The following is a 22021-nucleotide window of genomic DNA, read 5'->3' on the forward strand; positions in this document are numbered from 1 at the left end:
TCAGCCGACCCAGACGTGGACCGCGGTGCCCTCCGGCAGCGCGGTCCCGGCGGCGGGGGACTGGTGCAGGACCCGGGACTCGCCCCGGGCGGAGAGCGGCAGCGGCAGGCGATGCACGCGGGCGTCCCAGCCGTCGTCCGCCAGCGTCGTGCGCGCCGTCTCCGGATCCTGCCCGGTCACGTCCGGCACCGGGCGCACGGCGCGGCCCTCGGAGAGCACCACGCGGACCGCGGTGCCCGGCGTCGCCTGCTCGCCGGGGGCCGGGTGCTGCTCGATCACGGCCCCGGCCGGCACCGCGGGATCGGTGCGGCGCTCCGCGACCTCCACGGTGAATCGGGCGTCCCGGGCCACGCCGTGGGCCTGCCGGATCACGACGCCGGTCAGGTCCGGCACCGGCACCGGCGCGGGGCCGGCGGAGACGGTGAGCTCGACGGGGGTGCCGCGCCCCGCCGGCTCCCCGGCCGCGGGCGAGCTGGCGACGACCGTGCCCTCCGTGTGGAGTTCGTCGTGCCGGGCCGTGACCGCCGCGGTGAAGCCCGCGGCGGTCAGCCGTTCCTCCGCCGCCTCCCGGGCCAGCCCGTCGAGGTCGGGGACCACCGCCACGCCACCGACTCCGAGGCCGCCGGAGCCCAGCGTCCAGCCCAGCAGCAGGGCGACGCCGGTGAGCAGCAGGGTCACGGCCGCACCGATCGCGGCGGCCCGGCCGGTGCCCTGGCCGAGGTCGAGCGCGGGGCGGCGGGCCGCCCGACGCAGCCGCCGCCGGGAGCCGCGCCCCGGATGCCGGTCCGCCGGAGCGGGGTCGAGCCCGAGCGGGCCGATCGGCTCCGCCGGGCGCGCGGCGGGCCGCCGGTCGCCCCCGTGCGTCGCCGCACGGGTGTCGATGACGTCGGTCATGTCCTCGTCGAGGTCGGACTCGGTCAGGGCGGGGAGCACGCGCGTCGCGTGGTGGTCGCCGGCGTCGAGGGCCCGGGTCTGCAGGTTCCCGTCCGGGGCTGCGTCCTCGGGGCCATCGGCGGCGGGGGCGGCCACCGCCGGCTGCGCGCCCGGGCCCTCGGCGGGGTGGCGGTCCGGTTCGTCGGGGTCCAGGCCCGCCGCCACGGCGTCGATGCGGTGCAGGAGCTCGCCGGCACCGGCGGGCCGGTCGGCCGGGTCCGGCTCGGTGCACCACAGCACGAGGTCGTCGAGGTCCTCGGGGAGCCCGGGGTGCAGCGTGGACGGCACGGGGACCCGCTCGTGGACGTGCCGGTAGGCGACCTGCAACGCGGTCGCCGCGGTGTACGGCTGGCGGCCCGTGAGCAGCTCGAACAGGATGATGCCCACGGCGTACACGTCGGAGCGGGCGTCGGCGGGCGCCCCGGCGATGTGCTCGGGGGCGAGATAGGCGGGTGTGCCCACGACGGCCTGCCCGGCCATGGTGTGGGCCGTGGCGGCGCGGGACAGGCCGAAGTCCGCGACCGTCACCCGGCCGTCGTCGCGGACGAGCACGTTCTCGGGCTTCACGTCCCGGTGCACCAGTCCGGCGCGGTGCGCGGCGGCCAGGCCGTCGACGAGCGGACGCAGGAACCGCAGCGCCTCCCGGGGCGAGAGCGGTGCACGGTCCCGGATGACGGTGCGCAGCGTGCGGCCGGGCACGTGCTCCATCACGAGGTAGGCCAGCACGTCGCCGTCCTCGGCCTCGGTGTGGCCCTGGTCCAGGACCGCGACGACGTGCGGATGGGACAGCCGCGCCGCCGTCTTGGCCTCCTGCTCGAACCGTCCGACGAGGACGGGGTCCTCCGCCAGGTGCGGGTGCATGACCTTGAGCGCCACCTGGCGGTCGAGACGCTCGTCCACGGCCAGGTAGACGGTGGACATGCCGCCCCGGGCCAGCCGCTCGACGACCCGGTAGCGGCCGTCGACGATGCCCCCCACGAGGGGGTCCCGGCGTGCGCTGCTCATCGTCCCAGGGTAGGACAGGCGGCGGACCCCCTCGGGGCGGTCCGCCGCCGGCGGATCAGAACATCGCCATCGCGGCGCGCACCTTGGCCACGTAGTCCCGTGCCTCCGGGTTCAGGCCGCTGTCCAGCACTCCGCCGAGGCCCTGGTAGTAGGCCCCGATGCCCTCATCGAGGGTGGGGGTGCGGTCCTGCACGTACTTGATGAACGCGACGCCGGCCACCGCGTTGTCGTAGGGGTCCAGCAGGTTCAGTTCGCGGCCCACCAGCTCCGAGGCGAACTCGCCCGTGATCGGGATGACCTGCATCGCCCCCACGGCGTTGCCGGGGGAGACCGAGGCCATGCGGAAGCGGGACTCGGTGTACGCGTGGCCCAGGGCCAGGCGGGGGTCCACACCCATCCGCTCGGCGGTCTCGCGGATGATCTGCTGCATCTGCTCGGGGGTGGGCTGCGGGACGGAGCGCAGCAGGCGCAGGTTCTCGTTCGCCGAGGCCGTCACGTGCGGCGCGTAGGTGCGCCCGAGGAAGGTGTCGCCGACCGCCTGGACGGCGGAGACCGGCTCCACCTCGAGGGTGCCGTCGGAGATCACGAGCACGTCGCCGGGGTGCAGCGTCGAGGCCCGCGTCAGGTCGTTGAGCTCGCGCAGACGGGGGATGGAGACCTCGAACCGCTGGGAGATCCCCCAGAGGGAGTCGCCGGAGACCACGGTGTACCGGACCGTCTCGCCGGCGGCCGCCGGGGCCTTCGAGGCCGGCGCGGGGGCGGGGGTCGTGGTCGGGGCGGGCGACGCGGGGGTCTTCGGTGCGGCGGCCGTGCGCTGCGTGGTCAGGACCATGCCCGGGTGGAGCATGCTCGACGCGCTCATGCCGTTGAGGCGCTGCAGCTGCGCGGCGGAGACGCCGGTGCGGCGGGCGATGACCCACCACCCGTCGTTCGGCTGCACCGTGTAGGTCCCGGCGGCCGGGGCCGGGGCCGCCGCGCCGGTCAGGCGGAGCTCGTCACCCGGGTAGAGCACGGTCTCCAGGCCCAGGCCGTTGAACCGCAGCAGGTCGGCGACGGAGACGCCGCGGGCGGCCGAGATCCGGGTGAGGGTGTCGCCCGGGCGCACGGTGTGCACCGCCGCCTCCTGGGCGTGGGCCTGGGCGGGCAGAGCAGTGAGCAGCAGCAGGGGCACCGCGCCGCCGGTCAGGACGGAGCGCAGGCGGCGGGAGCGGACGGGGGTGTGGGACACGGCAGACCTCGGCATCGGATCGGACGGATGGAACACGACGGGGAAGTGACGGGTGGGACCCGTGGCCCCCCGCGGTCGACCGACGACGTCGGCACCCGACCGTGGAGCCTCGGCGATGTTATCGGAATGTGATCTTCGTGACCATACTGAGATCCATGCCGTCCGGGGCGCGGTGGGCCGGGCCCGTCGGCGGCCACGTAGGCTGGCGCCCGTGAGCACCACATCCTCCGACACCCCGGTCCCCGCTGACGCGATCCCCGCCGAGCTCGACGCCCTCGTGGGCGAGTGGCTCTCCGTGCCCGACGTGGCGGAGCGCCTCGACCAGCGCGTGACCCGCGTCCACAACCTCGTGCATGATCGCCGCCTGCTGGCCGTGCGACGCCCCGAGCCCGCGGTGCGGTCCGTGCCGGCCCTGTTCCTCACCGAGACCGGCGTGCTCGACTCCCTGCAGGGCACGCTCGTGCTGCTGGCCGATGCCGGCTTCTCCGACGAGGAGGCCCTCCGTTGGCTGTTCACCGAGGACGAGTCGTTGCCCGGCCGGCCCATCGACGCGCTCCGGGACGGTCGGAAGACCGAGATCCGGCGCCGCGCCCAGGCCCTGGCCTGGTGAGTCGGCCCCGCGGGCGACGATCCGCCCGCGGGGCCCGTCGCCGCTCAGTGGCGGCGCGACGTGTAGGCGTCGATCAGCCGCGTGAGCTCGGCGCTCACGTCCTCGGGGACGCCGTGCGCGAGCAGGCCCGCCACGGCCCCGGCCGCCTCGTGCGACAGCGCCGCGACCCGCTCTTCGACGGCCCGGCGCGCGCCGCACGCCTCGAGGACGCCCTGCCAGTGGGCCACCCGGTCCGCGCCGAGGTCCGGGTCGCCGAGGTCCGCGTCGAGCGCGGCGGCCTCGTCCGGGGCGAGCAGCTCGACGGCGCGGGCGATGAGCACCGTCTGCTTCCCCTCCCGCAGGTCGTCGCCCGCGGGCTTGCCCGTGGTCGCCGGATCGCCGAACACGCCGAGCAGGTCGTCCCGGTACTGGAAGGCCATGCCGAACGGCAGCGACACCCGGGCGAACGCGGTCACCAGCCCGTCGTCCGCCCCCGCCAGCAGCCCGCCGAGGGCCAGCGGGTGCACCGCCGAATAGCGCGCCGACTTGTGCTCCACCACCGCCTCGGCGGCCGCCTCGGCCTCGCGGGCATCGCGCGACGCCGGGGCCATCTCGGCCACCACGTCGAGGTACTGACCCGCCATCACGCCGAAGCGCATCCGCTCGAGCTCGGCCCGCGCCCGATCCTCCCGGGGCGTGCCGGCGAGGACGCGCGCGAAGGCCGTCTCGCTCATCCCCAGGGCGACGTCGCCGGCGAGGATCGCGGCGGAGACGCCGAAGTGCTCCGCGGCGTGGCGCCAGCCCGCCTCCCGGTGGAGGGACTCGAAGCGGCGGTGCACGCTGGGCATCCCGCGGCGGGTGTCGGAGCGGTCCAGGATGTCGTCGTGGATCAGCGCCGCGGCCTGGAACAGCTCGAACGCCGCGCCCGCCTCGGCGATGCGGGGGTCCTCCGCCTCGCCACCGGCCGCCCGCCAGCCGAGCCAGGCCAGGACGGCGCGCAGGCGCTTGCCGCCCGCGGTCAGGTCCGCGATCGCGTCCACGAGGGGCGCCGTCAGCGGGTGGACGTCCCGGGCGAGTTCGCGGTGCTCCGCCAGCAGGCGGTCGAGGGCGTCGGCGACGGCGGCGCGGAAGCGGTCCTGGTCGGCGGGACGGGGGCGGGGGACGGCGACGTCGGCGGGCATGGCCCCACCCTAGTCGCGCCGCGCGGCGCCTCGCCGGTCCCGGATAGGCTCGGTCCATGTCCGAGACCGCGCCCGCTGCACCCCGCGATGAGGCGACGATCCTCCACGTGGACATGGACGCGTTCTTCCTGTCCGTCGAGCTGCGCGAACGGCCCGACCTCGAGGGGCGTCCCGCCGCCGTCGCCGCCCCGAGCGGCCGGTCCGTGGTGCTCTCCGCCTCGTATGCGGCGCGGGCCTACGGGGTCCGCTCGGCGATGCCCCTGGCACACGCCCGCGCCCTGTGCCCGCCCCTCGTGGTCATCCCGCCGCGCCAGCAGCTCTACCGGGCCGTCTCCGCCGAGGTGATGGCCGTGCTCGCGGACGTGACCCCCGTGATGGAGCAGCTCAGCGTGGACGAGGCATTCCTCGACGTCGCCGGCGCCCGCCGCCGGCTCGGCCCGCCCGAGCACATCGGCCACCTGATCCGGGAGCGCGTCCGCTCCGCGCTGGGGCTGCCGTGCACCGTGGGCGGCTCGGCCGTGAAGTTCGTGGCCAAGACGGCGTCCACCGCGGCCAAGCCCGACGGCCTGCTGATCGTGCCGCCGGAGCGCACCCTGGACTTCCTCCATCCGCTGCCCGTGGGCCGGCTGTGGGGCGTGGGCCCCAAGGCGGCCGAGCGGCTCGCCCGGCGGGGGGTGGCGACCATCGGCGACCTCGCCCGGGTGGACCCCGCGCGGCTGGAGGCGTCGTTCGGGGCCGCCGGCCGGGAGTGGGCGTCGCTCGCCCGGGGCATCGACCCGCGCCCCGTCGCCCCGCGCCCGGCGGCCCGCAGCATCGGCGCGGACCACACCTTCGACGTCGACCCCGTCGACGTCGCGGGCGTCGACCCGGAGGTCCTGCGCCTGTGCCACCGGGTCGCGGCCCGGCTGCGCGCGGAGCAGGTCGCCGCCGGCGCGGTCACGGTCCGCCTCAAGGCGCCGGACGGGTCGGTCCGCAGCCGCACCGCCCGCCTCGCCCGGCCGACCGCCACGGGCCACGACCTCCTCGGCCCGGTGCGGCGGCTCGTCCGCGAGCTGCACGCCGAACGGCCGCATCCGATCCGGCTCGTGGGCGTGCGCGCCGAGCGCCTCGGGGACGAGGCCGATCAGCCCCCGGCCCAGGAGGCGCTCTTCGGCGGTCCCGCCTGGGGGGCGGAGGGCGAGGCGTCGCAGGCGGGCGACTGGGCCGGCGCCGAGGCCGCCCTGGACGCCGTCGCCCGGCGCTTCCCGACGGCGGCCGTGCGGCCGGCGTCCCTGCTGGGACGCCGCGAGGCCCGCGCCGACGCCCGCCGGGACGCGCCGCGGCCGGGCATCAAAGGCCCGGACCGGGAGTGAGGGGTTCCGGGGTCGGCGACGTCGCCACCTGGCTGGGGTGGGGCGGCAGGTCCTATCCTGGAGGGCAAGTCGGACGCGCGGGCGTCCCCTCCCGGTCCCGGAGGTGTCGGAGGCCGCGTTCGAAGGAGTCGCCATGCCCCTCTCAGAGCATGAGCAGCGGATGCTGGACCAGCTGGAGCAGCAACTGCGCACCGAGGACCCCCGGCTGGCCACCCAGATGGCGGACACGGGGCGGCATCGGCTGCCCGTGGGTCGCGTCGTGGCCGGGGCCGTCCTCGCGGTGGTCGGGCTGCTCGTCGTGGTCCTCGGGGTCGCCAACCACGCGATCCTCCTGGGTGTGCTCGGCGTCGTCGTCATCGGGGCCGGCATCTTCCTGCTGACCACGCGGCCGCGCGCCGTCGCCTCCGAGGCCTCGGGACCCGTGGCCCGACGGTCGGGCGCACCGCGACGGCAGGGGGGCGGCGACCTCATGGGCCGCCTCGAGCGGCGCTGGGACGAGCGGCGCGCCCGAGGCGACTGAGCGCCGGGCCCGCCGGGCCCCCACCCTCCTCCACTCCAGGCCCCGATCCGCTCCGGATCGGGGCCTTTCCGCTGCCCGGGGCTCCGTCGTCACCGCTGCCCTCCACCGGGGGCCCACCGGTCCTCCACTTCCCACCACGGCGACGCCGGCCCCGGGACCCGCGGGATGGTGCGCCGGACGCGGGGGGCCTCGACACGCCCGTGGCGCCGGGACCCGCGTTCCTGGGTTGATGGTGGAGGGAAGTGGGGTAATGTGGAGGGAAGGAGAGAGCATGGGTCCCGACCTTGGTCGGGAGGGACCGCTCGACGAGTCAGGGGGTGTGCCGTGTTCTTGGGCACGTACACCCCCCGGCTCGACGAGAAGTCCCGGCTGATCCTCCCCGCCAAGTTCCGCGAGGAGCTGGCGGAGGGGCTGGTCCTGACCCGGGGTCAGGAGCGCTGCATCTACGTGTTCAGCGCTCGTGAGTTCGAGCGGGTCCACGAGCAGATGAGGTCGGCTCCACTGTCCTCCCGCCAGGCCCGTGACTACATCCGCGTCTTCCTCTCGGGGGCGTCGGACGAGGTCCCGGACAAGCAGGGTCGGGTGACCGTGCCGGCGCCGCTGCGGCAGTACGCGGGGCTGGACCGGGACGTGACCGTGATCGGCGCGGGGACGCGAGTGGAGATCTGGGACTCGGAGTCCTGGAACACCTACCTCGCCGAGCAGGAAGCCGCCTTCTCCGAGACCGACGAGGACGTCCTGCCCGGCGTCTTCTGACCGTGACCACCCGACCTCGAGCGAGACCTCCAGCCGACGCCGCCGCACCTGACCCGTCTTCCCCTGGGCCAGGCGCGGCGGCGGACGGATGGGGATCCCGCCCGAGGTCCGCCAGGACCGCGATGTGAGCAGGAGGTCGAGAGTGGACGCAGGCCAGCCGCGCCCCGAGGACCGCCACCTGCCCGTGATGCGGGACCGCGTCGTCGACCTCCTCGCCCCCGCCGTCCAGGCCGCGCTCGAGGCCGGCCGCAGGCCCGTCGCCGTCGACGGCACGCTGGGCATGGGCGGGCACACCGAGGCCCTGCTGACCCGGTTCCCCCACCTGCGCGTCATCGGCATCGACCGCGACGTCCACGCCCAGGCCATGGCCGCCGAGCGTCTCGGCCCCCTCGCCGACCGTCTGATCCCCTTCCACGGCACCTACGACCGGGTACCCGAGGCCATGGCCGCCGCGGGCGTCACGAAGGTCGACGCAGCGCTCTACGACCTCGGCGTGTCCTCCTATCAGCTGGACGACCGGGAACGCGGCTTCGCCTACTCCTACGACGCTCCGCTGGACATGCGCATGGACGACACCGCCGAGCGCTCCGCCGCGACGCTCGTGGCGGAGCTGGACGAGCAGGAGCTGCGCCGCATCATCCGTCGCGACGGCGAGGAGCGCTTCGCCGGCCCCATCGCACGGGCCATCGTCCGAGCCCGCGACGAGGCCCCCATCGAGACCACCGGCCGCCTCGTCGAGGTGATCCGCTCGGCCGTCCCCGTCGCCGCGGGGGCCACCGGCGGGCACCCGGCCAAGCGCACCTTCCAGGCGCTGCGCATCGCCGTGAACGAGGAGCTCGACATCCTCGACGCCGCCGTGCCCGCCATCCTCGACGCCCTCCACGTGGGCGGCCGCCTCGTGGTGATGAGCTACCACTCCCTCGAGGACCGCATCACGAAGCGGCACCTGAGCGCGTGGGCCACGTCCACGGCGCCCCCGGGGTTCCCGGTGGTGCTGGAGGAGCACGAACCCGTGGTGCGGGTGCTCACCCGCGGCACCGAGAAGCCCACCGAAGAAGAGATCTCTGAGAACCGTCGCGCCTCCTCCGCGAAAGTGCGTGCGGTTGAGAAGATCAGGACGTCCAGGACCACGGCATGACGCTGCACGAGGAGATGAGCATGGCCGCACACGCACGGATCGCAGAGTCGCTGCGCCCCGGGTCGACCCCCGTCGCCCCCGCGCGGCCGGCTCCGCAGGAGCGCACGCCGCTCTCGGTGGTGCCCGCCCCGCTGCCCCGATCCCGCTCCGGCGTGACCGTGCTGTGCGTCCTCGTGGTGCTCGCCGCGCTCGCGGCGGTCCTCGTCATGAACATCACCATGTCCAACCGGCAGTACGCCCTTCTGGACCTGCGCCAGGAGCAGCAGGCCGTCACCGAGACCAATGAGCGGCTGGCCGAGCAGGTGGGCCACCTCGAGGCGCCGCAGAACCTGGCCGCGCGCGCCGACGCCCTCGGGATGGTCGCCCCCGCCGGCACCGCCTCCGTGGACGCGGGCACGGGCCAGTTCGGCGGCGAGGCCCAGGCGGCCCAGGACGGCGACATCTCCGCCACCTACGTCGCGCCGCCGGCGGACGCGGACGCGGTCCGCCAGGGGGCGTCCGACGACGGCCAGGACGAGATCGAGGGACCGCGCACCTTCAGCGGCGCGGACGCCTCCGCCGCCGCCGACCAGGACGCCGCCGACCGTTGATCGACCGTCCCGCCTCGCACCTTCCCCGCGGCGGATCGACGGTCGGGCCCGCTCCCGGGCACCCTGCCGTGCGCACCCGCATCCTGCTGCTGCTCGTCTTCGTCCTGCTTGGCGGGCTGGCGCTGCGGCTCGTCTACGTGCAGGGCATCGACCCCACGGGGCAGGCCGCGGCGGCCATGGATCAGCGCCTGACCCACCAGGAGACCCTGCCGCAGCGCGGGTCCATCCTGGACCGTGACGGCGACGTGCTGGCCGCCAGCGTGCGCCGATACGACATCGTCGTGGACCAGCGCCTCGTCAAGGACTTCAACGAATGGGACCGCGAGGCCCGGGAGACCGTGCTCGTGGACGTGGACTCCCGCCTGGCCAGCCTGGCCGAGGTGCTCGGCATGTCGGAGGAGGAGGTGCGCGAGGCCACCATCGGCTCCCGCCCGTACGCCGTGGTGCGTCGATCCGTGACCCCGGAGGTGCGGGACAAGGCCATGGCGCTCAACGTGCCGGGCCTGCTCTCCGAGGCGGTGGACCGCCGCACCTACCCGAACGGGTCGGTCGCCGGCAGCATCATCGGCTTCATGGGCGGTGACGGCACCGCCCTCGAAGGCCTCGAGCTCAGCCAGGACGACGTCATGACCGGCACTCCGGGCACCCGCACGTTCGAGGTGGGCGCGGACGGCATCCGCATCCCCAACGCCCCGCTCGAGGAGGTTCCGGCCGTGGACGGCGCCGACCTGCGCCTGACCGTGGACAAGGACGCCCAGTGGTTCGCGCAGGAGACCCTCGGCGCCCTCGCCGCCGAGTACGACGCGGAGTGGGCGAACGCCGTCGTGATGGACGTGAAGACGGGCGACGTGATCGTCATGGCGGACTCCACCACGGTGGACCCCGCCGACCCCGACGCCACCGAGGGGAACTTCCGCACCTCCACCGTGATGAGCACCCCGTACGAGCCGGGCTCCACGGGCAAGGCGCTGCCGATCGCGGCCGCCGTCGACGCCGGGAAGGTCACCGCCACGGACGGCTTCACCGTCCCCAGCAGCCAGGACTTCGACGGGCAGACCATCCGGGACTTCTCCCCGCACCCGACGTTCGACATGACCGCCGCGGGCATCTACGCGCGCTCCTACAACACGGGCACGGTGCAGATCGCCGAGAAGATCACGGACGAGCAGCGCTACGAGTACATGCGCTCCTTCGGGGTCGGCCAGCCCATCGACCTCGGCCTGCCGCAGCAGGCGGGCAGCGTCCTCGTCCCGCCCGAGCAGTGGGACGGCCGCCAGCGCCTGACCACGGCCTTCGGCCAGGGCTACACCCAGACCACCCTGCACACCGCCCAGATGTACCAGGCCCTCGCCAACGGCGGCATGCTGATCCCGGCCCGGCTGATCGACGCCACGGTGGACGGCGACGGCGCGGAGAAGCGCTGGGAGTCGTCCGCCGAGCCCCACCGCGTGGTCTCCGAGGAGACGGCGGCGCAGATGCTCCGCATGATGGAGACCGTCGTGACGCAGGGCACCAGCAAGGCGGCCGCGATCCCCGGGTATCGCGTGGGCGGCAAGTCCTCCACCGCCGAGGCCGCGAGCGACACCGGCACGTACGACGGCTACAACTTCGGCTTCACCGCCGTCGCCCCGCTCGACGACCCCCGCTTCGTGGTGTCCGTGTCCATGCATCGGCCGCCGTCGAAGCAGGGCTCCCGGGACGTGTCCATCGCGGCCGCCACGATCATGGAGTACATGCTCCGCCAGGCGGACGTGCCCGCCACCGGAGCCGAGCCGAACGACTACCGCGTCTTCGTGGACGATCCGCAGGACCGGCCGTGGTGACCCACGCCTCCAGCCCCGAGCACCCCAGGAGCACCCCCATGACCACCCCGAGCGACCCCCCTGCTCCGCTGACCCCGGCCCAGCAGGACGCCGCCTTCCGGCCCTCCGACACCCCCGCCACGCCCTGGCCCGTCCTCGCGCAGGCGCTGGCCGAGGCGGGGATCGCGGCCCATGTCCACGGCGCGGCCCCGGCCGACGGCGTCACGGGGGTCAGCCTCGACTCGCGTGTCGTGAGACCGGGCGACCTCTACGTCGCCGTCCCGGGGGCACACGCCCACGGTGCCGCGTTCGCGGCCACGGCGCTGGAGGCCGGCGCCGTCGGCGTCCTGACGGACGCGGCGGGCCGCGCGCTCCTGGCGGGGCAGGGCCTGGCCGACGCCCCGGTGCTCGAGGTCGACGCCGTGCGCACCGCCGCCGGCACCGTGGCGGCCCGCGTCTACGGCGGCGGGCGCGACGCCGGCCCGCGCCTGGTCGGCGTGACCGGCACCAACGGCAAGACCACCACGAGCTTCCTCGCCGCCGCCCTGCTCGAGGCCCTGGGGCGCCGGTCGGGCATCGTGGGCACGATCCTGATCCGCGCGGGGGAGCGGGAGGTCCCCTCCACGCTCACCACGCCCGAGGCCACCCAGCTGCACGCCCTCATGGCGCTCATGCGCGAGGAGGAGGTGGACACCGCCGTCATGGAGGTCTCCTCCCACGCCGTGGCGTATCAGCGGATCGCCGGCCTGCGCTACGCGGTGGCCGGGTTCACCAACCTGACCCAGGACCACCTGGACATGCACGGCTCGATGCAGGAGTACTTCGCGGCCAAGGCCGGTCTGTTCGACCCCGCCCGCACCGACCACGCCGTCATCACGCTCGACGGCGGCGAGGGACCCCGCTGGGGCGTCGCCATGGCCCGGGCCGCCGGCGCTCCCGTCACCACGCTCGCCCTCGGGCCGGCCGCGCCGACGCCGGGCGCCCTGGCCGACCACGACCCCGGCCTCCGGGCGGACTGGGAGGTCGCCGAGCTCGCGCCGGACGGCCTCGGCCACCGCTTCACGCTGCGCCACGCGGCCACGGGCCGGGAGCTGCGGGCCTCCGTCGGTCTGCCGGGCCGCTTCAACGTGGCCAACGCGGCCCTCGCGGTCCTGCTCGTGCTGCACGCCGTGGGGGAGGAGCACCTGGACGCGCTCGCCGCCGTCCTGGACGTGCCCGCGGGCGAGGGCCCCCTGGCCGCCGCCGTCCCGGGGCGGATGGAGGTCGTGGGCCGCGAGCCGGACGCCGTCGTCGACTTCGCGCACAACCCGGACGGCATGGTCCAGGCGTTGCGCTCCCTCGCCGACGCCCGGGCGGCGGCCGGGACGCACGGCCGCACCCTGATCGTGTTCGGCTCCGCCGGGGACCGTGACCGTGACAAGCGGCCCGTGATGGGCGCGATCGCGGCCCGGGCGGCGGATGTGGTGATCGTCACCGACGACACCCCCCACTCGGAGGACCCGGCCCCGATCCGCGCCCACATCCTCGCCGGCGCCCGCGCCGAGGCCGACCGCATCGCGCGGGAGGAGGGCCGCACGGTCGTGATCGAGGAGGTGGCCGACCGTGCCGCGGCCATCCGCCGCGCCGTGGAGCTGGCGGGGCCGCAGGACGGCATCCTCCTGGCCGGCCGCGGGCACGAGACCACGATGGACTACGACGGCGAGCTCGTCCCGCTGGACGACCGGGTGGCCCTGCGCGAGGCCCTGGCCGCCGGTGCCGCTGTGGTCTCCGCCTCGGGCTCCGGCCCAGCCCGCGAGGGTAAGGTCATCGAGTCATGATCGCTCTCACCGCAGCCCAGATCGCCGAGGCCGTGTCCGGCACCCTCTCGGCCACCCTCGACCCCGCCACCGTGCTGGTGCATGCCACCCCCGACTCGCGGGAGGTCACCGCCGAGGGCACGCTCTACGTGGCGAAGCCGGGGGAGCGCGCCGACGGCCACGACTTCATCGACGCCGCGCTGGGCGCCGGCGCCGCCGCCGTGCTCGCCGAACGCCCCACGCACGCCCCCGACGGCGCCGCGCACCCGGCGATCATCGTGGAGGACGCCGTGCTCGCGATGGGCGCGCTCGCCCGCGAGATCGTGCGCCGCGTCCGGGAGCACTCCCCGACCACCGTCATCGGCATCACCGGCTCGGCCGGCAAGACCACCACGAAGGACCTGCTCGCCGCCCTGCTGGCCACCCAGGGCCCCACCGTCGCACCGGTCGGCTCGTACAACGGCGAGGTCGGCGTGCCGCTCACGGTGTTCCGGGCGGAGCTGGACACGCGCTTCCTCGTGGTCGAGATGGGCGCGGACCACGTCGGCAACATCGCGTACCTCTGCGACATCGTGCGCCCGGACATCGGCGTCGTGCTCATGGTGGGCACCGCCCACGCGGGCAGCTTCGGCGGCGTGGCGAACATCGCGCGCACCAAGGGCGAGCTCGTGGAGGCCCTCGGCCCCGACGGCGTCGCCGTCCTCAACCTCGACGACGAGCGTGTCGCCGGCATGGCGGCGCGGACCGCCGCCCCGATCACCTGGTTCACCGCGGACGAGCGGGGCGTCGCCCGCGCGGCCGAGGACGTGGCCGCCGGCCGTGCGTCGGGCCTCGTCGCCGCACGGGACGTGCGAGCTGACGACCAGGAGCGCCCCGTGTTCGACCTGCAGGTCGGGACGGATGAGGCCGCCGTGCGGCATCCGGTCGCCTCCGGACTGACCGGCCTGCACCACGTGCACAACGTGCTGGCCGCCGCGGCGGCCGCCCACGCCGCCGGCATGGACCCGGCCGAGATCGCCCGTGGTCTCGACGGGCTCGGGCCCGCCAGCCGCTTCCGGATGGAGCGCACCGACCGCGCGGACGGCGTCACGATCATCAACGACGCGTACAACGCCAACCCCGAGTCCATGCGCGCCGCGCTGCGGACGCTGGCCACCCTCGGCCGCTCCAGCGGCCGCCGCACCTGGGCCGTCCTGGGGGAGATGCTCGAACTCGGCGATGCCCGCGTCCGTGAGCACACCCTCGTGGGCGAGTCCGTGGTGCGCCTGAACATCGCCCAGCTGCTGGTGGTGGGCGCCGGGGCCCGGCCGCTCTACATCGGCGCCCTCAACGAGGGCAGCTGGGGCGAGGAGGCGCACTTCGTCGACGACGCCGCGCAGGCCGAGGCGTTCCTCACCGAGCACCTGCGCCCCGGCGACCTCGTCCTCGTCAAGTCCTCCAACGGCGTCGGGCTCGCGGCCCTCGGCGAGCGCCTCGCCACGGCCGACGCCGTCGCCGTCCCCTCCGCCTCCCCGAAGGAGTCCCGACCGTGATCGGACTGCTCATCGGCGGCGTGCTCGGCCTGGTCCTCTCGGCCGCCGGCACCCCGCTGTTCATCCGGTTCCTCGTCAAGCGCGGATACGGCCAGTTCGTCCGCGACGACGGCCCGACCACCCACAAGACCAAGCGCGGCACGCCCACGATGGGCGGCGCGGTCATCATCGGCTCCCTGGTGCTGGCGTACCTGATCACCCACGGGCTGCTCGCGGTGCTCGGCGTCGACTTCGGCGGGCCCACGGCCTCCGGCCTGATCCTCCTGCTGCTCACCGTGGGCATGGCCTTCGTCGGCTTCGTGGACGACTTCACGAAGATCACGAAGCAGCGCTCGCTCGGCCTGACGCCGCGCGGCAAGATCATCCTCCAGGCCCTGATCGGCACCGCCTTCGCCGTCCTCGCCCTGAACTTCCCGGACGAGCGGGGCCAGACCCCCGCCTCGACGGCGATCTCCTTCGCCCGGGACATCCCGTGGCTCGACCTGGCCTTCGCCGGACCCGCGATCGGCGTCATCCTGTTCGTGATCTGGTCGAACCTCATCACCACCGCCACCACGAACGCCGTGAACCTCACGGACGGCCTCGACGGGCTCGCCACGGGCGCCACCGCCATGATCACGGGCGCCTACGTCCTGATGTCGCTCTTCCAGTCGAGCCAGTCCTGCGCGCTCGAGGGCACCCGCGGCTGCTACGAGGTCCGCGACCCCATGGACCTCGCCCTGCTCGCGGCGATCCTCACGGGCAGCCTGCTGGGCTTCCTCTGGTGGAACACCTCTCCGGCCAAGATCTTCATGGGGGACACCGGCTCCCTGGGCCTGGGCGGCGCCCTGGCCGGCTTCGCGATCTTCACGCGCACCGAGATCCTGGTGGCCGTGCTGGCCGGCCTCATGGTCGCGATCACCCTCTCCGTCATCATCCAGGTGGGCTGGTTCAAGGTCTCCGGCGGCAAGCGCGTGTTCCTCATGGCGCCGCTGCAGCACCACTTCGAGCTCAAGGGCTGGGCCGAGGTGACCGTCGTGGTCCGCTTCTGGCTGCTGTCCCTGATGTGCGTCACCGTGGGGCTCGCGATCTTCTACGGCGACTGGCTCATCCGCCAGGGCGGCCTCGCGGGGGTGACCCCGTGACCGGCACCGCGCACGCACCGGTGCGCCGGCCCCGCGCCGACACCGCCCGCACCGCCGACCTCACGTCCTGGGACGCCCCGGGGTGGGCCGGCCTGCGCGTCGTCGTCACGGGTCTGGGCGTCACCGGCTTCTCCGTGGCCGACACCCTGGCCGAGCTGGGCGCCGCCGTCGTGGTGGTGGACGGCGACGACGGTCCCGAGAACCGGGCGCGCGCCGAGACCCTGCGGATCGTGGGGGTCCGCGAGGTCCTGCTCGACCGGGCGGCCACGCAGGTGCTGCCCGAGGTCGACGGCGCCGCCGCGGACCTCGTCGTGACCTCCCCGGGCTGGCGGCCGGACCAGCCGCTGCTGATGGCCGCCCACGCGGCGGGCCTGCCGATCTGGTCCGACGTCGAACTGGCCTGGCGGCTGCGCGAGCGCGCCGGCCGGAAGACCGCCGACTGGGTCTGCCTGACGGGCACGAACGGCAAGACGACGACCGTGACGATGGTCGAGGCCATCCTGCGGGCGGACGGCCGTCGGGCGGTGGCCTGCGGCAACGTCGGCACCCCCGTGCTGGACGCGATCCGCGACCCGCAGGGCTTCGACGTGCTGGCCCTCGAGCTCTCCAGCTTCCAGCTGCACTGGACGCACGGCCTGGCCCCGGCGTCGTCGGCGGTGCTGAACCTGGCCGAGGACCACGTGGACTGGCACGGCTCGATGGAGGAGTACGCCGCCGCCAAGGGCAAGGTGTACGCGAACACGCGGGTGGCCTGCGTGTTCAACGAGCAGGACCCGGTGACCCGCACCCTCGTGGAGCGCGCGGACGTCCAGGAGGGCTGCCGCGCGATCGGCTTCACCACGGACACCCCGGGCCTGTCCGACATCGGCGTCGTGGACGGGATCCTCGTGGACCGTGCGTTCCTGGACAACCGGCGCCACGAGGCGATCGCCCTGGCCGAGCGCGCCGACCTGGGCCCGGTGGCGCCGCGCCACACCGTGGCCAACGCGGCCGCCGCGGCGGCGCTGACCCGGGCCGTCGGGGTGAGCCCCGCGGCCGTGGCCGAGGGCCTGCGCTCCTATGACCGCGGGGAGCACCGCATCCAACTCGTGGCCACCTCCCGCGACATCATGTGGGTCAACGACTCCAAGGCGACGAACCCGCACGCCGCGGACGCGTCGCTGGCGGCGTTCAGCTCCGTGGTGTGGCTGGCCGGCGGCCTGCCCAAGGGCGTGACCTATCACGAGCTGGTGGCCGCGCACGCCCACCGGCTCCGCGCGGTGGTGCTCCTGGGCAGGGACACCTCCGCCCTGCGCGCTGCCCTGGCCGCGCACGCCCCCGAGGTCCCCGTCCACGCCCCCCTCGCCGCGGCCGACGGCACCGGCCCCGCCGACGGCGCGGCCGTGATGGCCGAGGCGGTGCGCGTGGCCGACGGCCTGGCCCGCCCCGGCGACACCGTGCTCATGGCGCCCGCCGCGGCGTCGATGGATCAGTTCCGCTCCTACGCGGCCCGCGGCGACGCGTTCATCGAGGCCGTCGCCGGGCTGATGCGCGAGCACGGCTGGGACGTGCCCGACGACGCCGCGCCCGACGCCGACTGACCCGCCGCCCACCCGACCGTCTCGCTTCCCCCGTGAGGAGGGCCATGTCCCCGATCGAGCTCCGCCCGGTCCGTCCCCGCGCGGACGACGACGCCCCCGAGCACCGGGAGCGGCTCCTGCGCCGGATGTGGCGGGTCCTCGAGGGCCGCCGCGCCCTCGACCTGTCGGTCCTGCTCATCAGCGGCTGCACCGCCCTGCTGACCGTGCTGGGCCTCGTCATGGTGCTCTCCTCGTCCTCCGTCGAGGCGATCGGCACCGGCGGCGGCTCGTACGCGCTGTTCCTGCGCCAGAGCGCCTGGGCGGTGGCGGGCGTGGCGGCCCTGCTCGTGTTCTCGCGCCTGCCGGTGCGCGTCCTCAAGGCGATGGCCTGGCCGGCGTTCGGCGTGGCCGTGATCCTGCTCGCGCTGGTCGCGTTCTCCCCGCTCGGCGTCACCGTGGGCGGCAATCGCAACTGGCTGGGCATCGGCGGGTTCCGGATGCAGCCCTCCGAGGCCGCCAAGCTCGCCCTGGCCCTGTGGGCGGCGGCGGTCCTGGAGCGCAAGCACCGCCTCGTCACCCAGGTGCGGCACGCACTGATCCCGGTGCTGCCCGGCGGCCTGCTCCTGCTGGGCCTGGTGATGGCGGGCAGCGACCTCGGGACCGCGATCATCCTCGCGATCGTGCTGGCCACGGTGCTGTACGTGGCCGGCACCCACTGGGGGGTCTTCCTCACCTTCCTGGCGCTGAGCGTGCTGGGCATCCTGGCCCTGACCCTCCTGGCCCCGCACCGCATGGTCCGGGTGCAGGCCTGGATGGGGGACTGCTCCGACGCCACCGACCCCTGCTTCCAGCCGGCGCACGGGATGTACGCCCTGGCCTCGGGCGGCTGGTGGGGCGCGGGCCTCGGCCAGTCCCGCCAGAAGTGGAGCTACATCCCGGAGGCCGAGAACGACTTCATCTTCACCATCCTCGGCGAGGAGCTCGGGCTCGTGGGCACGCTGGTGGTGCTGCTGGCCTACCTCGGCCTGGCGATCGGCATCTACCGCGTCGCCGCCGGGACCACGTCCACGTTCATCCGCCTCTCCACGTGGGGGATCCTGGCCTGGCTGGTGGGCCAGGCGGCCGTCAACATCGCGATGGTCTCCGGGATCATCCCCGTGGTGGGCGTCCCGCTGCCCTTCATCTCCTATGGTGGTTCCGCGCTCACCCTGTCCTTGAGCGCGGTCGGCATCGTGCTGGCCTTCGCCCGCCACGAGCGCCGCCGTGCCGTCCAGCCGGACGCCCGCCCGCAGGCGGACGAGCCGGACACCGACCCCCTCCCCGTGATCCCCACCCCCGCCCTCCAGGAGCCCCGATGACGCAGACCTCTCATCCCTCCGGACCCCTGCGGGTGGTGCTGGCCGGCGGCGGCACCGCCGGCCACATCTCCCCGATGCTCGCGATCGCCCGCGCCCTGGAGGACGACGGCGGCGGTCCCGTCGAGTGCACCATGGTCGGCACCGCCTCCGGCATGGAGACGCGTCTCGTCCCCGAGGCGGGCTACGAGCTCGACCTGATCGACCGGGTCCCGATGCCGCGCCGCCCGTCGATGGACGTCGTCCGCTTCCCGGCCCGCATGCGCGCCGCGGTCGCGACCGCGGCCCGGATCCTGCGGGACCGGCGCGCCGACGTCGTCGTGGGCGTGGGCGGCTACGTCGCCACCCCCGTGTACCTCGCCGCGTTCCGGGCCGGCGTGCCCGTGGTGGTCCACGAGGCCAACGCGCGCCCCGGCCTGGCCAACCGCATCGGGGCCCTGCGGGCCACGCACGTCGGCACCGCCCTGCCGGACACCCGCCTCCGCGGCGCCCGCTGGGTGGGCATGCCGATGCGCCCCGAGATCTCCGGCCTGGACCGGGCGGCCGCCGGCCGTGCCGCCCGCGAGGCCCTCGGCCTCGACCCGGACCGGACCACCGTCGTGGTGACCGGCGGCAGCTCGGGCGCGCTGGCCGTGAACCGCACCGTGCGCGCCGCGCTGGGCGACCTCCTCGAAGCCGGTCTGCAGGTGTTCCACCTGACCGGGCGGGACAAGGCCCTCACCGAGGACGACGGCAGCCTGCTGGTCCGGGACGGCTACGTCCAGCGGGAGTACCTGGTGGGCATGGAGCAGGCCTACGCCGCCGCCGACCTGATCGTCGCCCGCTCGGGCGCCGGCACGGTCTGCGAGGTGTCCGCGGTCGGCCTGCCCGCCGTCTACGTCCCCCTGCCCATCGGCAACGGCGAGCAGGCGCTCAACGCCCGCCCCGTGGTGGAGGCGGAGGGTGCGCTGCTCGTCCGCGACGACGCCTTCGGGCGCGCGTGGGTGCAGCGTCAGCTGATCCCGCTGGCGACCGACCCCGAGCGTCTCGCGCGCATGGGGGAGGCGGCCGCCCGCTTCGGCGTCCGGGACGCGGACGTCACCATGGCCGGCCTCGTGCGCTCGGCCGCCCAGGAAGGAGCCCGGCGATGAGCCGCGACGAGAGCAGCCGTCCCGCGGCCGAGGGCCGCTTCGCCGACCTGGGCCGCGTGCACCTGCTGGGGATCGGCGGTGTCGGCGTGTCGGGGGTCGCCCGCATCCTCCAGGAGCAGGGCGTCGCGGTGTCCGGCTCCGACGCGAAGGACCTGCCCGTGATGCGCGAGCTCGCCGCGGGCGGCGCCCGGATCACGGTCGGCTACGACGCCGCGCACCTGGGCGAGGACGTCACCACGGTGATCGCCTCCTCGATCGCCGGGCCGGGCAACCCGGAGCACGACGCCGCCGTGGCGCGCGGACTGCGCGTGCTGCACCGTTCCGAGGGCCTCGCCCTGGCCATGCGCGGCCACCGGGTGCTGGCCGTCGCCGGCACGCACGGGAAGACCACCACGTCCTCCATGGCCGCCATGGCCTTCTCCGACGCCGGCTGGGACCCCACGTTCGCCGTCGGCGCCGCCGTCGCCGGGCTCGGCACCAACGCCCGGGCGGGCCGGGGCGAGTGGTTCATCGCGGAGGCCGACGAGTCCGACGGCACCCTGGTGAACTACCCGAGCACGATCGGGATCGTCACGACCGTGGAGGCCGACCACCTGGACCACTACGGGACCGAGGAGGCGGTGCACCAGGTCTTCCGGGACTTCGCGGGCGGGCTGCCGGCCGCCGCCCAGGGCGGGGTCCTCGTGACCTGCCTCGACGACGCCGGCGCGGCGGACCTGGCCGCGTGGGCCCGGGACCACGCGGCCGCCGACGTCGTGACCTACGGCACGGCGCCCCGCGACGGCGTGACGCCGGACCTGCTGGTCACCGACCTCGCGGTGGAGCCGGGCGAGACCGGAGTGGGCCAGCGCGCCACGTTCCGGATGGCGGACGGACCGGAGCGCACCCTGCACCTGCAGGTGCCCGGCCGGCACAACGCGCTGAACGCCGCCGCCGTGGTCCTGGCCGCCGTCCGGGCGGGCATGGCCTTCGAGGCCGCCGTGCGGGGCGTCGAGGCCTTCCGGGGCACGGCCCGCCGCTTCGAGTTCCGCGGCGCCGCGCGCGGCGTGCGGGTCTTCGACGACTACGCGCACCATCCCACGGAGGTGACCGCCGCGGTCTCCGCCGGCCGTGCCGTGGCCGGCGACGCCCGCGTGCACGTCCTGTTCCAGCCCCACCTGTTCTCCCGCACCCGGGACTTCGCCGCCGAGTTCGCCGCCGCCCTCTCCGGGGCGGACGCGGTGCGCGTGCTGCCCGTGTACGCGGCTCGGGAGGAGCCGATGCCCGGCGTCGACTCGTCCCTCATCGCCTCCCGCCTCACCACGGGCGCCGCCGAGGACCGTGTCGTCGCCGAGGACCGCGCCGAGGCGGTGCGCTCGCTCGCGGCGGGCGCCACGGCCGGCGACGTCGTCCTGACGATGGGCGCGGGGGACGTGACCACCCTGGGCCCGGACCTGCTGGCCGAGCTCGGCCGGGACGCGGCGCCCGGCGTCGCCCACCCGTGAAGCTCGGCCGCGGGACGCCGCCGGTCGCTCCGGCCGGGGCCGACGCCTCCACCGTGGTCCGATTCCCGGGCCGCACCGCGCGCCGGCGCCGCGCCACGCGCTGGGGTGTGGCGGCCGGGGTGCTCGCGGTGCTGACCGTCCTGGGCTGGGTCGTGTTCTTCTCGCCCGTGCTCGCGGTGGACCGCGTCGAGGTCACCGGCACCCGCCATGTCTCCGCCACCGACGTCCAGGAGCGCCTGGAGCCCGTGTACGGCGTGCCGCTGTCCCGCGTCGGCGCCGGCCGTGTGGACGAGCTGGTCGGTGGTCTGCCCGGAGTGGCCGAGGTCCAGACCGTGCCCCGCCTGCCCACCGGCCTGGAGGTCGCGGTCCGGGAGCACGAGGCGCGGGCCCGGCGGGACGGCGACGACGGCGTGCAGCTGCTGCTCGCGGACGGCACCGTCCTGACGGGAGTGCCGGAGGAACGGCTCGAGGGCGAGGACCTCCCCGCGTTCTCGGAGGAGCTGCCGCAGCGGGCGCAGGAGGAGCGCGCCGAGGTGGCCGAGGTGCTGGCCGCCCTGCCGGAGTCCGTGGCGGATCGTGTCGAGACGGCCGACTCCCGGGGCCCGGGCCAGGTCCGTCTGGCGCTCGAGGGCGGGGTGACCCTGGTCTGGGGCGACGCGCAGGACGCCGGCCTCAAGGGGTCCGTGGCCGAGGCGTTCCTGGCGGACGAGCGGCACGGGTCCGCGGAGGGTGGCGTCGCCGAGATCGACGTCTCCGTGCCCACGCGGCCGATCACGCGCTGAACCGGGGCCACAGGAGTCTCCAGTAGAACGTGAAGGTGAAGGTCGGGGCGCGGGGCCTCGCGCGAGTCCGGGTGCCATCACCGCGGCGGCTGGTCCTTCGAGTCTCACGTGAAGGTTGATGCGGAGGCCGTCTTTTCCGCGTGGACACGCCGTTTTCTTTTGCAC

The 22021-nt window shown here is 75.2% G+C and carries 18 protein-coding genes; 15 read left to right on the top strand and 3 right to left on the bottom strand.

Annotation, left to right across the window (positions count from 1 at the left end; all coding sequences use genetic code 11):
* Complete coding sequence (gene pknB, locus AC0VX4_RS04265; protein WP_475464641.1) at positions 1–1938, bottom strand: Stk1 family PASTA domain-containing Ser/Thr kinase; 1938 nt, start codon at positions 1936–1938, stop codon at positions 1–3.
* Between the two features lie 55 nt (positions 1939–1993).
* Positions 1994–3166: a LysM peptidoglycan-binding domain-containing protein gene (locus AC0VX4_RS04270; RefSeq protein ID WP_144823916.1), complete on the bottom strand. Its 1173-nt coding sequence runs from the start codon at positions 3164–3166 to the stop codon at positions 1994–1996.
* Positions 3167–3377: 211 nt separating this feature from the next.
* Here AC0VX4_RS04270 and AC0VX4_RS04275 point away from each other — a divergent pair, with 211 nt between their 5' ends.
* Positions 3378–3776, top strand: coding sequence for an Rv2175c family DNA-binding protein (locus tag AC0VX4_RS04275; RefSeq protein ID WP_049158988.1), 399 nt, complete (start codon positions 3378–3380; stop codon positions 3774–3776).
* A 44-nt stretch (positions 3777–3820) separates the two neighbouring features.
* Here AC0VX4_RS04275 and AC0VX4_RS04280 read toward each other — a convergent pair whose 3' ends face one another.
* Positions 3821–4936 carry a polyprenyl synthetase family protein gene (locus AC0VX4_RS04280; protein ID WP_144823917.1) on the bottom strand — a complete coding sequence of 372 codons (1116 nt, stop codon included), beginning with the start codon at positions 4934–4936 and terminating at the stop codon, positions 3821–3823.
* Between the two features lie 56 nt (positions 4937–4992).
* On the opposite strand from AC0VX4_RS04280, the gene dinB reads away from it, so the two are divergent.
* The 14 genes from dinB (at position 4993) to AC0VX4_RS04350 (ending at position 21856) form a co-directional block, all read left to right on the top strand.
* A complete protein-coding gene (gene dinB, locus AC0VX4_RS04285; protein ID WP_144823918.1) occupies positions 4993–6288 on the top strand; it encodes a DNA polymerase IV in 1296 nt (431 codons plus the stop codon).
* Between the two features lie 133 nt (positions 6289–6421).
* Positions 6422–6808: a DUF3040 domain-containing protein gene (locus tag AC0VX4_RS04290; protein WP_144823919.1), complete on the top strand. Its 387-nt coding sequence runs from the start codon at positions 6422–6424 to the stop codon at positions 6806–6808.
* A 324-nt stretch (positions 6809–7132) separates the two neighbouring features.
* Complete coding sequence (gene mraZ, locus AC0VX4_RS04295; RefSeq protein ID WP_002854575.1) at positions 7133–7564, top strand: division/cell wall cluster transcriptional repressor MraZ; 432 nt, start codon at positions 7133–7135, stop codon at positions 7562–7564.
* Between the two features lie 142 nt (positions 7565–7706).
* Positions 7707–8702: a 16S rRNA (cytosine(1402)-N(4))-methyltransferase RsmH gene (rsmH, locus tag AC0VX4_RS04300; protein ID WP_144823920.1), complete on the top strand. Its 996-nt coding sequence runs from the start codon at positions 7707–7709 to the stop codon at positions 8700–8702.
* Between the two features lie 20 nt (positions 8703–8722).
* On the top strand, positions 8723–9292 hold the full coding sequence (gene ftsL / locus AC0VX4_RS04305; RefSeq protein WP_223246409.1) for a cell division protein FtsL: 570 nt from the start codon (positions 8723–8725) through the stop codon (positions 9290–9292).
* Positions 9293–9360: 68 nt separating this feature from the next.
* Entirely contained in the window at positions 9361–11115 is a 1755-nt protein-coding gene (locus AC0VX4_RS04310; protein ID WP_475464642.1) for a peptidoglycan D,D-transpeptidase FtsI family protein, read from the top strand.
* Between the two features lie 38 nt (positions 11116–11153).
* Positions 11154–12911, top strand: coding sequence for a Mur ligase family protein (locus AC0VX4_RS04315; RefSeq protein WP_475464643.1), 1758 nt, complete (start codon positions 11154–11156; stop codon positions 12909–12911).
* Positions 12908–14422, top strand: coding sequence for a UDP-N-acetylmuramoyl-tripeptide--D-alanyl-D-alanine ligase (locus tag AC0VX4_RS04320; RefSeq protein ID WP_475464644.1), 1515 nt, complete (start codon positions 12908–12910; stop codon positions 14420–14422). The genes AC0VX4_RS04315 and AC0VX4_RS04320 overlap by 4 nt, the downstream gene beginning before the upstream one ends.
* Positions 14419–15546 carry a phospho-N-acetylmuramoyl-pentapeptide-transferase gene (gene mraY / locus AC0VX4_RS04325; protein WP_136940924.1) on the top strand — a complete coding sequence of 376 codons (1128 nt, stop codon included), beginning with the start codon at positions 14419–14421 and terminating at the stop codon, positions 15544–15546. The genes AC0VX4_RS04320 and mraY overlap by 4 nt, the downstream gene beginning before the upstream one ends.
* Positions 15543–17126 (top strand): UDP-N-acetylmuramoyl-L-alanine--D-glutamate ligase, encoded by a 1584-nt coding sequence (murD, locus tag AC0VX4_RS04330; protein ID WP_144823923.1) that lies wholly within the window; start codon positions 15543–15545, stop codon positions 17124–17126. The genes mraY and murD overlap by 4 nt, the downstream gene beginning before the upstream one ends.
* 44 nt (positions 17127–17170) lie before the next feature.
* A complete protein-coding gene (ftsW, locus tag AC0VX4_RS04335) occupies positions 17171–18463 on the top strand; it encodes a putative lipid II flippase FtsW (RefSeq protein ID WP_049158969.1) in 1293 nt (430 codons plus the stop codon).
* Positions 18460–19590 (top strand): undecaprenyldiphospho-muramoylpentapeptide beta-N-acetylglucosaminyltransferase, encoded by a 1131-nt coding sequence (murG, locus tag AC0VX4_RS04340; RefSeq protein ID WP_144823924.1) that lies wholly within the window; start codon positions 18460–18462, stop codon positions 19588–19590. The genes ftsW and murG overlap by 4 nt, the downstream gene beginning before the upstream one ends.
* On the top strand, positions 19587–21074 hold the full coding sequence (gene murC, locus AC0VX4_RS04345; protein ID WP_144823925.1) for a UDP-N-acetylmuramate--L-alanine ligase: 1488 nt from the start codon (positions 19587–19589) through the stop codon (positions 21072–21074). The genes murG and murC overlap by 4 nt, the downstream gene beginning before the upstream one ends.
* A gap of 53 nt (positions 21075–21127) precedes the next feature.
* The gene (locus tag AC0VX4_RS04350) at positions 21128–21856 is read left to right on the top strand and encodes a cell division protein FtsQ/DivIB (RefSeq protein WP_060774681.1); all 729 of its coding nucleotides are present in this window, start codon (positions 21128–21130) and stop codon (positions 21854–21856) included.
* Positions 21857–22021: the final 165 nt, after the last annotated feature.

This window comes from Micrococcus sp. 63XJN7_8_ISO-PGPR-S23-253 (genome assembly GCF_056173425.1).

What these genes read in the sequence shown, in the direction of transcription:
- pknB (WP_475464641.1), bottom strand. Translation starts at nt 1,938, where the DNA reads ATGAGCAGCGCACGCCGGGACCCCCTCGTGGGGGGCATCGTCGACGGC.
- AC0VX4_RS04280 (WP_144823917.1), bottom strand. Translation starts at nt 4,936, where the DNA reads ATGCCCGCCGACGTCGCCGTCCCCCGCCCCCGTCCCGCCGACCAGGAC.
- dinB (WP_144823918.1), top strand. Translation starts at nt 4,993, where the DNA reads ATGTCCGAGACCGCGCCCGCTGCACCCCGCGATGAGGCGACGATCCTC.
- AC0VX4_RS04290 (WP_144823919.1), top strand. Translation starts at nt 6,422, where the DNA reads ATGCCCCTCTCAGAGCATGAGCAGCGGATGCTGGACCAGCTGGAGCAG.
- ftsL (WP_223246409.1), top strand. Translation starts at nt 8,723, where the DNA reads ATGGCCGCACACGCACGGATCGCAGAGTCGCTGCGCCCCGGGTCGACC.
- AC0VX4_RS04315 (WP_475464643.1), top strand. Translation starts at nt 11,154, where the DNA reads ATGACCACCCCGAGCGACCCCCCTGCTCCGCTGACCCCGGCCCAGCAG.
- AC0VX4_RS04320 (WP_475464644.1), top strand. Translation starts at nt 12,908, where the DNA reads ATGATCGCTCTCACCGCAGCCCAGATCGCCGAGGCCGTGTCCGGCACC.
- ftsW (WP_049158969.1), top strand. Translation starts at nt 17,171, where the DNA reads ATGTCCCCGATCGAGCTCCGCCCGGTCCGTCCCCGCGCGGACGACGAC.
- murG (WP_144823924.1), top strand. Translation starts at nt 18,460, where the DNA reads ATGACGCAGACCTCTCATCCCTCCGGACCCCTGCGGGTGGTGCTGGCC.
- murC (WP_144823925.1), top strand. Translation starts at nt 19,587, where the DNA reads ATGAGCCGCGACGAGAGCAGCCGTCCCGCGGCCGAGGGCCGCTTCGCC.